The organism is Quatrionicoccus australiensis, from assembly GCF_020510425.1.
GTDB classification, from domain to species: Bacteria; Pseudomonadota; Gammaproteobacteria; order Burkholderiales; family Rhodocyclaceae; genus Azonexus; species Azonexus australiensis_A.
Genome location: NZ_JAHBAH010000001.1, coordinates 3,657,675 through 3,671,500, shown reverse-complemented (window position 1 = coordinate 3,671,500; position 13,826 = coordinate 3,657,675). Strand labels below are relative to the sequence as shown.

The 13,826-nt window shown below is 54.6% G+C and carries 12 protein-coding genes; 6 read left to right on the top strand and 6 right to left on the bottom strand.

Annotation, left to right across the window (positions count from 1 at the left end; genetic code table 11):
• Positions 1-139 precede the first annotated feature (139 nt).
• The gene (locus KIG99_RS17510; protein ID WP_226461323.1) at positions 140-1,093 is read right to left on the bottom strand and encodes a tyrosine-type recombinase/integrase; all 954 of its coding nucleotides are present in this window, start codon (positions 1,091-1,093) and stop codon (positions 140-142) included.
• The gene (locus tag KIG99_RS20910) at positions 1,086-1,301 is read right to left on the bottom strand and encodes a DUF4224 domain-containing protein (protein ID WP_226461322.1); all 216 of its coding nucleotides are present in this window, start codon (positions 1,299-1,301) and stop codon (positions 1,086-1,088) included. The genes KIG99_RS17510 and KIG99_RS20910 overlap by 8 nt, the downstream gene beginning before the upstream one ends.
• Positions 1,302-1,760: 459 nt before the next feature.
• On the opposite strand from KIG99_RS20910, the gene KIG99_RS17500 reads away from it, so the two are divergent.
• From KIG99_RS17500 to KIG99_RS17480, 5 genes are all read left to right on the top strand, one after another.
• Entirely contained in the window at positions 1,761-2,597 is an 837-nt protein-coding gene (locus KIG99_RS17500) for a hypothetical protein (RefSeq protein WP_226461321.1), read from the top strand.
• Between the two features lie 112 nt (positions 2,598-2,709).
• Positions 2,710-3,804 carry a tyrosine-type recombinase/integrase gene (locus tag KIG99_RS17495; RefSeq protein WP_226461320.1) on the top strand — a complete coding sequence of 365 codons (1,095 nt, stop codon included), beginning with the start codon at positions 2,710-2,712 and terminating at the stop codon, positions 3,802-3,804.
• Positions 3,761-4,243, top strand: a complete 483-nt coding sequence (locus KIG99_RS17490) for a hypothetical protein (protein WP_226461319.1) — start codon at positions 3,761-3,763, stop codon at positions 4,241-4,243. Before KIG99_RS17495 ends, KIG99_RS17490 begins: the two co-directional genes overlap by 44 nt.
• A gap of 107 nt (positions 4,244-4,350) precedes the next feature.
• Positions 4,351-4,515, top strand: a complete 165-nt coding sequence (locus tag KIG99_RS17485; RefSeq protein ID WP_226461318.1) for a hypothetical protein — start codon at positions 4,351-4,353, stop codon at positions 4,513-4,515.
• Between the two features lie 192 nt (positions 4,516-4,707).
• Positions 4,708-5,828 (top strand): IS3 family transposase gene (locus KIG99_RS17480; RefSeq protein ID WP_226458267.1). Its coding sequence is split into 2 segments (ribosomal slippage): positions 4,708-4,960 and positions 4,960-5,828, totalling 1,122 coding nucleotides; the frame shifts between segments, so codons are not numbered across the junction.
• Between the two features lie 24 nt (positions 5,829-5,852).
• Here the strand turns inward: KIG99_RS17480 and KIG99_RS17475 are convergent.
• From KIG99_RS17475 to KIG99_RS17460, 4 genes are all read right to left on the bottom strand, one after another.
• Positions 5,853-6,857: a hypothetical protein gene (locus KIG99_RS17475; protein WP_226461317.1), complete on the bottom strand. Its 1,005-nt coding sequence runs from the start codon at positions 6,855-6,857 to the stop codon at positions 5,853-5,855.
• Positions 6,858-7,517: 660 nt separating this feature from the next.
• Positions 7,518-9,356: a DUF262 domain-containing protein gene (locus KIG99_RS17470; protein WP_226461316.1), complete on the bottom strand. Its 1,839-nt coding sequence runs from the start codon at positions 9,354-9,356 to the stop codon at positions 7,518-7,520.
• A 411-nt stretch (positions 9,357-9,767) separates the two neighbouring features.
• Complete coding sequence (acnB, locus tag KIG99_RS17465; RefSeq protein ID WP_226461315.1) at positions 9,768-12,356, bottom strand: bifunctional aconitate hydratase 2/2-methylisocitrate dehydratase; 2,589 nt, start codon at positions 12,354-12,356, stop codon at positions 9,768-9,770.
• A gap of 442 nt (positions 12,357-12,798) precedes the next feature.
• Complete coding sequence (locus KIG99_RS17460; protein WP_226443210.1) at positions 12,799-13,002, bottom strand: tautomerase family protein; 204 nt, start codon at positions 13,000-13,002, stop codon at positions 12,799-12,801.
• 270 nt (positions 13,003-13,272) lie between these two features.
• On the opposite strand from KIG99_RS17460, the gene KIG99_RS17455 reads away from it, so the two are divergent.
• Positions 13,273-13,824: a DUF1439 domain-containing protein gene (locus KIG99_RS17455; protein ID WP_226461314.1), complete on the top strand. Its 552-nt coding sequence runs from the start codon at positions 13,273-13,275 to the stop codon at positions 13,822-13,824.
• Positions 13,825-13,826 lie beyond the last annotated feature (2 nt).

The window sequence follows — 13,826 nt, the reverse complement described above, 5'->3', positions numbered from 1 at the left end:
CTTTATCGCCAAAGGCAATAAAACGCAAATATTGTTAATGGCGATAAATCACAAATATCGCCATCGGTCATAAACCAAACCCGATAGCGCTCCATCAGCGACTCTGGTAACAGTGTGAGAGGCTCAAAACCGAGCGTAATTATGATTTCCGAGCTCGGTTTGGCATCGCAACCTTGGTCTCCTTACTGCGAAGATACCGTTTGTGGCTGCTTTCAGTGGTGTGTCCAAGGAGCGTCATGCTATCCAACCCTTGCGCCTTCGCATCAGTAGCTGCCGCCGCCCTGATATCGTGGAAGTTGGCATTTTCGACTTTTGCCAAATCGCAAGCCTTTCGCCACTGGTGGTACAGCGTTCCGTAGGGAATTGGTGCGCCATCCCGCTTATGAAACAAGGTCAGCCCTTTGACTGACTGATGAAGCATCTTTGCCCTCGAGATGACCTCCTCCAGGTCAGGCGTCATCGCGATCAACACCCTCGCCCCTGTCTTTTGCTGTTTCACATACACACCCGCTTCGCTGATGTCGGCATAGCGAATGTGCCGGCAATCACCCATTCTCTGGCCAGTGATGTAGGCCAAATCCATCAGGCAAGCTAATGTCAGCGTAGCGTTGTCACGTATCCGTTTGTATTCGTCAGAGGTGATGTAACGGTCCCGCTTACCAGTCTTGAATTGATCGATGTCCCGCACAGGGTTTGAATCAACGACTCCCCATCTGACAGCCCGCTGGAATACGCCCTTCAGAAAGGACCGCAACAGGTTGGCCATGCTCGGCGTCGACTTGTTGTCATCCAGGAAACGAGCCACATGATGCGGCCTGATTTGCTGCGGATTGAACTCCGCGAATGCCTCGAGCACCCGTCTGGAGCAAGTTGTGTAATTTTTGAAGGTGCTGCTGGCCACGGTCAACTTCATATCGTTCAATGCCTTGCTGACCAACTCGCCCAGCGCACCTTGGGCACCACCTGAAGTCAGCCGAGCATACTCAACCAATGCGTCATGCAGATTACCCGCCAAGCGATGCCACTTGTTCCGACGAACAAGATAGTAGGCCCCATGCTTTTCGTGCATCCACCGAGGCAGCGATCTAGCCATTCCGCAGTCTCAATTGCGGCTCTACGGAGGCAGGAGCCAGCTTACCCCCCATTCGCTCCATGATGATTGCGCTGAGAACACGAGGCCAGCCATCCGCTCCGGTGAGATAAGGAATCCGGTGTTCGGAAAGGAAGCGGCAAATTGCTGATGGCCGCTGTAGGCCAGTAATCAGTTTTAACTCTTCTGGCGATGCTGTGTTGAGGGTCATAAATTCACCTTGCATTTAACAAGTCGCTACCGACTTCAGGAAGTCTAAGGAATTGAGCCTGCTCGATCTGATTTATCTGTATCAAGCCATGTATTGAATTATCACGACCGACTTCCGCCTCGACCATCGACAAATGCAGCAAAAAATGGGGGGTTAGGCGTAGGAATGGACTCGAACTCAAAGAAATCTGCCACAACGCTAGCTAAAACACCGGATCAATGTTCCGTTCGGTTTTTTGATCATCCTGGCCAAAAAACTGACTGAATTTATCCATTCCTACGTCTAACCCCGGTTTTTCGACTGCATTCCTGCATTGCCGTCACCCCGTCCGTCGATCAGCATAAAAAAACAATTTTTCGACGCATGGAGTAAAGGATGGCGACACCAACTGAAGCACCTGGATTTGGAGTTTTTCCCTTCTCCCTCCAACCCACCACGGGTGGTTTGAAGCTGTAAATCATGAGGGAGAAATCAATCATACCGACCAATCTGCTCGACTGGCCGCGCGTCTCCGGCTTGCTACCCGAAATCAAGCTCATTCTTGGAATGGGATTCTGGGGTGGGCGCTACACGAACTTGATCGGAGTTGCCGAAATCCCCCTCAGACCGCTGGCGGCAACACTCGGTTTGGATCCTGCTGCACTTCAAACAGGAATCAAGACGTTGTGTGGAGAGAAACTTCTGGTCGGTGATTTTGATCGATTCCAATTCTTTATTGCCGACTGGTTCCGCTTCCATACGTTTCGCGGGCATGGCGTCCAGATCGCCAAAAGAGAATTTCTAAAAATTAGTTCAAGTGCTTTGGGCAACGCAGTGCTGAAAGCAGCTCCTTGGCTTGAGCCTGACCAGACTCCGCCGAGGCAAGAATCGCAATCCCTTTTAAAACAGGAACATTGCCTGCCAACTGCAACAGCAGCAGCAAATCCAATTTCTTCTGCTGCAGAAAAAATACGGATTCGGCGCCCAAGCGGCATCGTGACCTTTACTCCTACAGACCCAGAGCGCGCGACTCAGCTCGAGTTGATGTACCAACCAGCACAGATCGCCAATGCCATTAAGGTCGTTGAAGAGCGAAACAAGGAGCCAGTCCCGGGGCTGGTCCAAAAGGAAATTGAGCGTCAAATCGCGGCCGCCAATCGCAAGGCATCTCGCATTTCTGATGCGCAAAAGCAGAAACAACAAGCCGAATCGTTTGGCGATGCGAAAGCTGGAATCGCTTCCGCGTTGGCGGCGCTGGGCCGCTTGCCACAACAGGACACGTCTTTGCCCACATTCTCGCCTAATTCAAACAAATGAACGGAAAAACCAGACATACATCACTTCCCGCACCATTACTGGGATACGTGCAGTTTTTAAAACCTGCTTTTCACCAGAACAAAGTTTTAATGGATGTCAGGGAGGGACGGAAATGAGTAGAACCTCCCTTGCGGACCAACTATTACCCAAGCGTTTCAGGGATGAGTTGGATCGGATTATCAATCACAACAATCAGAAAAATCACTCTCGCCTTCGCGACATTCCGCGAGACAGCAGCCGGAAAACCCGCCGCGAGCGTCGCGGCAACCTGCGGCTGATATTTGCCCAGCTTCGCCAACTCGGATATCGCCTAGAAAGTCCGACTCATCTGAAACCGAAGCATGTGCAGGCAGTATTCACCCATTGGATGGAAAAAGGACTGGCCGCGAAGTCCATTCACGGCTTGTTTTCGAACTTGCGTTCTTTCTGCAGATGGATCGACAAAGAAGGAATGATCGAGGACATCGGGGTTTATGCCGGCGGCCGTGAGCATCTCGTCCGGAAAACCGCAGCCACCGAAGACTTGTCGTGGGAAGCACAGGGAATCGATGTGGACAAGTTCATTCAAAATGCCGGCCAGCTTGACCCACGCCTCGCTGCCCTCCTCCAGTTGCAACGCTACTTTGGTCTTCGTGCAAAGGAGTCACTCGAGCTGCGTCCTTGGCGAGCAACCGCACTAGGCCAAGATCACCTCTACATCACCGACGGCACCAAAGGTGGGAAGCATCGAATGATCCCGATCCGTACCGAACGGCAACGGGAAATCGTTGATCGAGCCAAGGAAATTGTCGGCAAGCAGCTAAATGCCCAAATGCGCTGGCCTGATAAGACATGGCGCCAGGCCCAATCCCATTTTTACTACTTGATGGGTCAGCTAGGCGCCACCAGGGAAGAACTGGGTGTAACGGCGCACGGACTCCGTCACGGATTTCTACAGGATGAATACGCTTACTACGCCGGTGTAGCAGCCCCCATAAAGAACCACGGAATCCTGCCTACAGACAGGCTGGAACACAAAAAGGCAATGCTCGCCGTTTCCCTAGAGGCAGGCCATTACCGCGAATCAGCGACCGGCATGTACTGCGGCAGCGTTGGACACCAACTTCGCCCTAAATCCGTCCCTTCTATCACTGCACCATCCCTTAATGACAAGGAAAATATCAATGAAGAAAGAAGCTCTGACTATCCCGACCAAGCCCATGGATGAAAAAGACATCCTTCCATTGTGCGGGATGAAACCCCCGGCATTTTTCCTCCAAATTGACTGGATGACATTGGCTTGTATGAGAAAGCCGCTCATCAAGCTTTCATTCGACAAAAAATCCGCAGAGGACTGGCTGCTATACGACCAGATCGAGATTCTGGCGGAAAAAATGGACGTCGACTTTTGTGATGCCGCTCACTGGGGATTGCGCCGTGCGCTGGGAGTTCAATTCGAGTCGGTTCGCCGAATGAATAAAGGAAGAGCTCCTTGGAACGATGACGTCCGTTACATCTGCCGAATCTTCGCACTGCAACTTTGCAATAGTCGCCGCTTCAAGAATGCATACCAAGCGAGCAACCTGGACAACGTAATTGCCGAGCTCCTGGTAACCGACGAAGAACTATTACTTGAGGCTAAATCTGGCAACACCCTAGCGATCTGAGTGCAGCAGCTCACTTCATTCATCTAAACCGACGGGCAGCCAGACATCACTTGGCTGCCCGGCTCGCCCAATCATGGAGCGGTATCTACCGCTGTTAGGAAAGTTAAATGGACATCTTAGACATGTGTACCGACGTTGGCAGAACGAAAGCTACTGAACACGATCACCGCAAGAAAGAAATGGTCGCTAAAGGACAGCAGCTTTACGCAACGATCAAGCGATCAAGCGATCAAGCGATCAAGCAAGTATTACAACCAGAATGCCTTGGCTAAAGCCGAACCACAGAGATGGGGAGGATTTCCGTTCCTTGTTATGGTGCATCCTGCCTATGGAGAGTATTGCATCCAAGGCGGCCCCGGTGGTCAATACCGATTACGCGACGTCACTCTATACGTTCGACGTCCCCCCGGAATTGAGTAGCGCCTGACTTTAGAGTCCAATTCACCACGACAAGGAGATTGGACATGAAGAAGCGATTCACCGAAGAACAGATCATTGGCTTCCTGCGGGAAGCAGAAGCAGGAATGCCGATAGCGGAGTTGTGCCGCAAGCACGCCTTCTCAGAGGCAAGCTACTACCTCTGGCGCAGCAAGTTTGGCGGAATGAGCGTGTCGGACGCTAAGCGGCTCAAGGAGCTCGAAACGGAAAACACGCGCTTGAAGAAGCTGTTGGCCGAAACGATGCTGGAAAACGAGATCGCTAAGGAAGCTCTGCGAAAAAAGTGGTGAGCGCACCGTCACGACGTGATCTGGTGCGCTACCTGATCGACGAGGGGCTCAGCGAGCGAAAGTCATTGCGGTTCGTTGGCATGAGTCCGAGTTCATTCCGTTACCAGCCGGCGGCGGATCGCAATGCTGCTTTGAAGGAGCAGATCGTCACGCTCGCCCAACGTCATCGGCGCTACGGTGCCGGGATGATCTACTTGAAGCTGCGGCAGGCCGGCCTGGTGGTGAATCACAAGCGGGTGGATCGGCTCTACGCCGAGGCCGGTCTGCAAGTGAGAAGGCGAAAGCGGAAGAAGATTCCGGTGTCGGATCGTCACCCACTAGAGCGCCCTTCGGCCGCCAATCAGGTCTGGTCAATGGATTTCGTGTTCGACCGGACGGCGGAAGGGCGAGTCATCAAAAGCCTGACCGTTGTCGACGATGCGACGCATGAAGCGGTCGCGATTGTTCCGGAACGCGCAATCGGCGGCATGCAACTCACCCGAACGCTCGATCAGTTGGCCAAGACGCGAGGCTTGCCCAAGGCCATTCGGACGGATAACGGCAAGGAGTTCTGTAGTCGGGCCATGCTGACCTGGGCGCATGCCCGTGGCGTCCAACTCTTTCTCATTGAGCCAGGCAAGCCGAATCAGAACGCCTATATCGAATCGTTCAATGGGCGTTTCCGGGATGAATGCCTGAATGAGCACTGGTTCACCAGCCTGCGCCATGCCCAGGTCGTCATCGAAGGCTGGCGCCGCGAGTACAACGAGGAGCGACCGAAAAAATCCCTGGGCGGTTTGACGCCCGCAGCCTATGCAAAATCACTCACCCAGAAATCAGGTAAATTACCCCCGGACTCTAAAGCCCTCTGCTACTGAAAACGGGGGGACGTCGACTCATCCCTACAGCAAATCGCCAAATACCCTCCTGAACATGGACCTAAGTCGTCCAGAAATACGCTCAGCTATGGAAAGATTCGCTGGAAAGGGGGCTTTACGGAGCACCTGAAATTTTGTCTGCTCAGGTTTCCACATCTCAGCGTCGGCCAGCCTTTGCCGAATTTCTTCCGCAAAGTCGTCATCCAGGGGAGCCTGTTCGAATGTCGCGAGGAAATAGTCAACGGAAAAGCTATCCTCTTTGCTAGGTTCAAATCCGATACCGACCACCTCGACAACATTTTGGAATCGTAGCTTGCAGCCGTATGAGTACAGGAGGAGGTCTCCCCTCCTAAGTTTCTGGTATTCCTCATAGCCGCATTCTGGCTCCCGGGGTAGCGACATGATTACATATGCGCGCCGGCCCTTTTGACCACATAGAACGGTACGCGTAAATCGTTTTCCCTTTTTATTGACGCTTCTTGCCCGGTCAATACTTGCGCCAAGAGTACGTCGTGTCAGCCTATCTTCTTCAGCCATGGATCGCATTACGCGCTCGTACATTGCGGGCGACGCATCGCCAAAGAGAGATGACGCAGTTCCCGAGATAATGTGTTGATTTTGAAATTCGATTAGTTCATCCCAGAGATAGCTGATTGCATTTTCCCTGCGTCTGGTCTGGTAGGGCTTGCTCGCTAGGAGCTTTGTCCAATCACCCTCACGCATGACAACGAAAGCGTCCGAGGGCACTTCCGGTAAGAAATGGTGGCTCTGAACGGGATTAAAGCTTCGTAAATAAAGCGCCACAAGTTCCTCCTCGCCGGGAATAAGAAAATGTGTTCCCGGTTTTGTTAGTCGCTCATGCTTCTGAGTCAGATAAGCAACAAAGTCGGAGACTGTATCTAATTCTCCAAGTAGGATGTCTAGTGTGGTTTCGTCGAAAACGTGGACGAACCTTCGGTTTGGAAGGATCCACCCCACCCGAAATGGGGACGTACGATGGTCACTAAGTACCAACTGAGTGTCGAGCATCAGGCTACCGGAACTGCCCCCACCCCAATATGCCTTTACGTGTTCACTTGACCCACGTGTGACTGCGATCAAGTGCACTCGCCTATCGCTAACGTCAGGTAGCCTGATTGGTAGAGGTATCTTGCATGAACAGTCGAGGAAGACTCGATCGGGGAATCGGTTTAGCCATGCTTCAGCTCCAGCCAATTGACGCGCTGACTTCTCTACCGCACGCTTGTACCATCGACTCCAGGCTACGTTGATGTCGTTGTGAGGAATGAATTCACAATGCTTGTCGGAAAAGATCAGAACGTCATTTCCGAATACGATTAAGAGATCGCAAAGCTCTTTACCGTCGCCTTTACCTCGGCGGCCCTCATCTGTATAAACATTGGGGTAACTCCATAGTGACAGGAAAGCTCTTCGCGCCAAGCGAACTAGATACTGCTCCGATTCCGTTGAACCAGATGTAGTCCCAAAGTCACCCCATGCTTCGATGTTCAGCTGTTCAGTGATATTGAATGCCTTTGCGTTTACTTTTAATCGCCAGCAACAGACCTTCCGGTGCTCGGCCGAAACAGTCTTTCCTCGCAGCCAATCGCAATGGCTGCTTTACACAAAATTCAGGACACGCTCGATTCCCCGGTCTACGCTCACCGCCCTATCCGTTGAATTCCAGGCTCACCAAATCTCGCTCAAACGCGATGGCGACCACACCAATTCAACTAGCGCCGCAACGAGCTTTCGTCGTTTTAGCTGCTCACTCTTGGTGAAATTGTCAAATGATTCGAAAGGTAGCTGATTGGCATCCGCAAACTGAAGGAACTGAGGCTGATGTTGGTAGGCACCAGCGTCGAGACTTGCCGCATAGAAGTTCTGTTTGGCATAGTGAGGCCGCTTTTGTTCGTAGGGCTTATCTTGCAGACTGCGATTCACATCGGCCGGCAGGAGCAACAACGACGCCACATGATCTCTCCACTCCTGGAATTCCGTTTCGCTTGCGAAAAGTGATTTCACATCGTCGTAGTTGTCGGCCCAGATATGCTCGATATCAAATGGATTCTTGACGTCACGAACCACTAACTTATCGAATGATTGAGTTCGCCCGGAGCCCGCTTCTGTCGCCGCAGTGATGCGCGCCAGCAAGTGATAGATGTAGCGGCGGCTGAACTGATTCAATCCCAGGCCGTCGATCCCGCTTCGGTTCTTGCTCAGGCTACCCGCAAAGGTCACATCATCGTCAGCAAGTTTTTTTGCGAGGATCGTTTGCAGCTCGGGGAGAGGCTTACGACGAATATCGCGGCAAAGTAGCCACATAGCGTAGGAGACACTGGAGTATCCAACACGAATGTAATTGACCACTCGGCGCATCAGCCAGATATCCAGATAGGTGGCTGTCACTGCGAGTTTTCGCCTTACTGTTTCGTCATCGTCCGATTCACACAGCGACGCCAAGAGCACGGTGCTCTGCCACGTGAAATCGTTGTGTGCGTTGTAGTAGATCGCCTCCAGCCCCGGAGTGAAGTGCTTACTGGCATCCAAAATTCGGCGGTAGGCCTTTGCAAAAAACGGGAAGCTTTCGGCCATCATCTTCAGGTTAGCGGCCGCTTTGCCTAACCCCAACTGCTCGCTGTGATCGCGTACCCAGCGGTGAAAAACCGTACCAATCAGTTCCCAATCTTTGTCGGTGGAACCTGCTTTCCGTTCGCGAATACTTTCGGCGCACTGCGCACGCAGCCATGCCTTGATGCAATTTGCGTCGCGCTCTGGCTCGTGCTCGCCCCCCCAGGAGATCAACTCCAGCACGTTTTGCTTCCAGGTTTGATTTGCCATTGATCGAGGCTGTGCCTCCTCGATGGGTGCTAATAGATAGGCTTTAAGCATGTCCACGGGGCTCAATGGCTTACCCCGGTCATTCATCGTCTCGAAAATCGCGTAGGCATAGCTATCGTTGTCGGTGGCGATTTCAATCAAACCAACCCGCGTTAGTAGCCAATAGATGAAATGCGGCAGCGCTTCCTTTAGCTCGTCAAAGAGGTCATTGTCCGTGATGTCTTGATAGCGCGCATACATAGTTTGAATGGACTCATCCTTGCCATCAGGATTAAACGACTGCCCCTCAAACAACGTCTTGATGACCGGCAGACGTTCCGGAATGTCGAGGTTGAATTTCGGCTGCCCGAGATTGTCGCTAAAGATCAAGGGCGCAATGGTTTGAACCACCGGCAAACCGTTTGCCTGCGCTGCACGATAAAGGCAGATCAGCAATAAGGTTAGCGAAGTCACTCGCTGCTGGCCGTCAATTAGGTAGTTCTTGCCGCTGCGCTTGCTGACAATGATCGAACCAAGGAAATACTCGCCATAAGCACTGACCGAGGGCGTCTCGTCCCCCTGCTTATAGTGGCTAAAAAACTTTGCCTGCAAATCCGACAGCAGTTCGTCGATATTCTCCTTTCCCCATTTGTACTCACGCTGGTACTCATCAATGGAAAACGACTGACTTTGCAGCAACTGCTGCACGGTTCGGTAATGCGGCGTTATAGCACTCATACGAGACGAGTCCTCCCGGTTAGTAGATATTGACGGCCGTCATTTCGTATTCGTCATACGGCGAAAATGTGGACTTTAATCTAAGAGGGCCGGCAGTCGTAGCCCACTCGCCAACCGTTTCATCCCCCGGTCGCACCCAATACCTACAATACCTCTGCACCGGCCTGGATTGACTCGCTTTCGGTAGATACTGCAGCAAGTTGAATGTACATTACCGGCGCGTTGCCGCCTGAGAGTGGCCTTATCGGCAAAGGCAGCACTGGCCAACTAACAGCCCACCACAATTAAATGACGATTGAATATGTTGCTGTCTACAAACAAAAACCCCCGCCAGTAACGGCGGGGGTTTTCAGGCGTTGAAATAACCGCGATTCTTAGACGTTACATCTCAACTTCTGCTGCAATTTCAACGAATTGCGGGATCTGATCGAAGTTCATGTAGCGATAGACTTCACCGGCCTTGGCGTTCACCAGCTTGATCTGCTCCATGTATTCCGCAACGGTCACGATCCGGCCGGCCAGGGCGCACATGGCGGCCAGTTCGGCGGAACCGAGGTACACCTGGGTGTCGATACCGAGGCGGTTCGGGAAGTTGCGGGTGGAGGTGGAGATCGCCGTGGAACCCTTGCGGATCTGTGCCTGGTTACCCATACACAGCGAGCAGCCCGGCATTTCCATGCGCGCGCCGGACTTGCCGAGGACGCCGTAGTAGCCTTCTTCGGTCAGGATCAGCGCATCCATCTTGGTCGGCGGAGCGATCCACAGACGGGTCGGGATGTCGGACTTGCCTTCGAGGACCTTGCCGGCGGCACGGAAGTGGCCGATGTTGGTCATGCAGGAGCCGATGAAGACTTCGTCGATCTTGGCGCCGGCGACTTCGGAGAGGATCTTGACGTCGTCCGGATCGTTCGGGCAGGCCAGGATCGGCTCGGTGACTTCGGCCAGGTCGATTTCGATGACCGCGGCGTACTGGGCGTTGGCGTCAGCCTTGAGCAGTTCACCGTTGGCGATCCACTCTTCCATCGACTTGATACGACGCTTCAGGGTGCGTGCATCGGCGTAGCCTTCGGCGATCATCCACTTCATCAGGGTGATGTTCGAACGCATGTACTCGACGATCGGTTCCTTGTTCAGGGCGATCGCACAGGCGGCGGCGGAACGCTCGGCGGCGGCGTCGGACAGTTCGAAGGCTTGTTCGACCTTCAGATCCGGCAGGCCTTCGATTTCGAGGATGCGGCCGGAGAAGACGTTCTTCTTGCCCTTCTTCTCGACGGTCAGCAGACCAGCCTTGATGGCGTACAGCGGAATGGCATTAACCAGGTCGCGCAGGGTGATGCCATCCTGCATCTTGCCCTTGAAGCGGACCAGCACCGATTCCGGCATGTCCAGCGGCATGACGCCGGTGGCAGCAGCAAAGGCAACCAGACCGGAACCGGCCGGGAAGGAGATGCCGATCGGGAAACGGGTGTGCGAGTCACCACCGGTACCAACGGTATCCGGCAGCAACAGGCGGTTCAGCCAGGAGTGGATAACGCCGTCGCCCGGACGCAGCGCAACGCCGCCACGGGTCGAGATGAAGGACGGCAGTTCGCGGTGCATGCGGACGTCGACCAGCTTCGGATAGGCGGCGGTGTGGCAGAAGGACTGCATGACCAGATCGGCGGAGAAGCCGAGGCAGGCCAGGTCTTTCAGTTCGTCGCGGGTCATCGGGCCGGTGGTGTCTTGCGAACCGACGGTGGTCATCTTCGGCTCGCAGTAGGTGCCCGGCAGGATGCCGGTCACGCCGCAGGCCTTGCCAACCATCTTCTGGGCCAGCGAGTAGCCCTTGCCGTCGTCGGCCGGGTTTTGCGGCAGGCGGAACAGGGTGGATTGCGGCAGGCCGAGGAATTCGCGCGCCTTGGTGGTCAGGCCGCGACCGATGATCAGGGGGATACGGCCGCCAGCGCGGACTTCGTCCATGATGACCAGGGTCTTCAGTTGCGATTCGGCGATCACGGCACCGTTCTTGGTGGCGGTGACCTTGCCGGTTGCCTGATCGACCTTCAGTTCGATCTCGTCGCCCATGTCCATGGCGCTGCAATCGATTTCGATCGGCAGGGCACCGGCATCTTCCATGGTATTGAAGAAGATCGGGGCAATCTTGGAACCCAGGCAGAAGCCGCCAAAACGCTTGTTCGGCACGAAGGGAATGTCTTCGCCGGTAAACCACAGCACCGAGTTGGTGGCGGACTTGCGCGAAGAACCGGTACCGACCACGTCACCGACGTAGGCGATCAGGTTGCCCTTGGCAGCCAGCTTTTCCAGTTGCTTCAACGGACCGCGCGAACCCGGCTCGTCGGCTTCGATACCCGGACGCGGATTCTTCAGCATGGCCAGGGCGTGCAGCGGGATGTCAGGACGCGACCAGGCATCCGGTGCCGGCGACAGGTCGTCGGTATTGGTTTCGCCGGTGACCTTGAAAACGGTCAGCTTCTGCGAAGCCGGCACTTCCGGACGCGAGGTGAACCACTCGGCGTCGGCCCACGACTGCATCACGCCCTTGGCGTTGGCGTTACCGGCCTTGGCCAGTTCGGCGACATCGTGGAAGAAGTCGAACACCAGCAGGGTCTTCTTCAGGCCTTCAGCAGCGACGCTGCCGCAGGTCGGACAGGCGAGCAGGTCGATCAGCGGCTTGACGTTGTAACCGCCGAGCATGGTGCCGAGCAGTTCGGTAGCCTTTTCCTTGGAGATCAGGGCACAGGCTTCTTCGCCCTTGGCGACCTTGGCCAGGAACTCGGCCTTGACCTTGGCGGCATCATCGACACCGGCCGGAACGCGGTAGGTGATCAGCTCGACCAGAGCGGCTTCTTCGCCCTTCGGCGGATTCTTCAGCAGGCCGACCAGTTCGGTGGTCTGTTGCTTGGACAGGGGCAGCGGCGGGATACCGAGGGCTGCACGCTCTGCTACGTGGGCGCGATAGGCTTCAAGCACGGCGACTTCCTTTCGTAAAGGGTTGCTCTAGGGAAACGGGTATTTTACGACAATGGCGGCGACCAAATGGTTCGGCTTGTTGCATCCCCAGGCCGGCTCGCAAGTCTTATATATTATATGTTATCTCATCGATTTTGCCATCGCCCAAAATCGACATGGGCAATCCAGGCGGTCGACTGCCCAAAAAACAGGCAAACCGGTAAAACCCTTGTGCCGTCAATGCCTTGCCGAATCTACCCAGAGCTTATCCACAGACTTACCCGACAAAAACGGGGATAAACCGTTCGCGCCACGCAGGCGAGAAAATCGCCCATTTTTTAGGCGATTCAAAAAAACCACTAATCAGTCAATGACTTGCGCAACCCATCCAGAGCTTATCCACAGGCTTACGCGACCTGAACGGGGATAAGTGTTGTTTATCCCCAGTGCACCGCAAAAACACTCAACTGCCGCGCAGACGGCGCCGGGTCACGCTTTCGCCGCCGATACCCCAGTTGTCGGTATCCACTTCGTCGATGACGACGACCGTGGTCTGAGGGTTCTTGCCCAGCACATCGCGCAGCAAGTCGGTGACGCCGGCGATCAGTTCGGCCTTTTGCTCAGGCGTTGCGCCTTCACGGGTAATCTTGATATTGACGTAGGGCATGGGCTTCTTTCTCAGCTTGGGAACTTGAGCTTAGCCAACGTAAAAATTCGCGTAAATTGAATTATTGCGATAGCTGCCATCTCGGATTCAGATCAATCAGCCCACCGCCTAATCGCCCATATTTTAGGCAGCGCCTTTTTCCCCTTGCAAGACAAGGCATTAGCTGACCTGTCCAGAGCTTATCCACAGACTTGCCCGACCAGAACGGGGATAAATACAGTTCGTCCGCACGCCCTGCTAGACTGTGACTTTGTGCTACCCAGCCCATTCATGAAACAGAAAACCGCCGCTTTTCTTCTCGCCGCCCTGCTCGGCTATGCCTCGAGCGCACTGGCCGGCTTTCTCGATCGGGAAATTGCCTTCTCCGAAGTGCAGATCCAGAATGCACTGGCCAAATCGGGCAGCCAGCCGCGCAATTACGGCGGCCTGATGACGGTGGCGCTGGCCGAAGCGCCGCACATCGTGCTCGGCACACCGGAAAACCGCGTCGGCATCAGCGCCCGCGTCAATATCGCCCTGCTGGGCAACCCGGCGATCCCGGTCGATGTCACCGGCAACGCCGGCATCCGCTACGACGACAACGCCAAAGCCTTCTTCCTGGAAAATCCCGTCATCGATACGGTCGAATCCATGGCCCTGCCCCGCGAGTCGGAAGCCTCCGCCCGCCGCGTGATCAATTCGCTGATCATCACCTACTTTCGCAGCAAGCCGGTCTACACCCTGCGCGAAAACGGCAATGCCCAGGAACTGGCGGCGCGCTGGCTGCTGCGCTCGGTGCGCATCGAACCGGGCAAGGTCGTCGCCACCCTGTCGCCCCTGTGAAT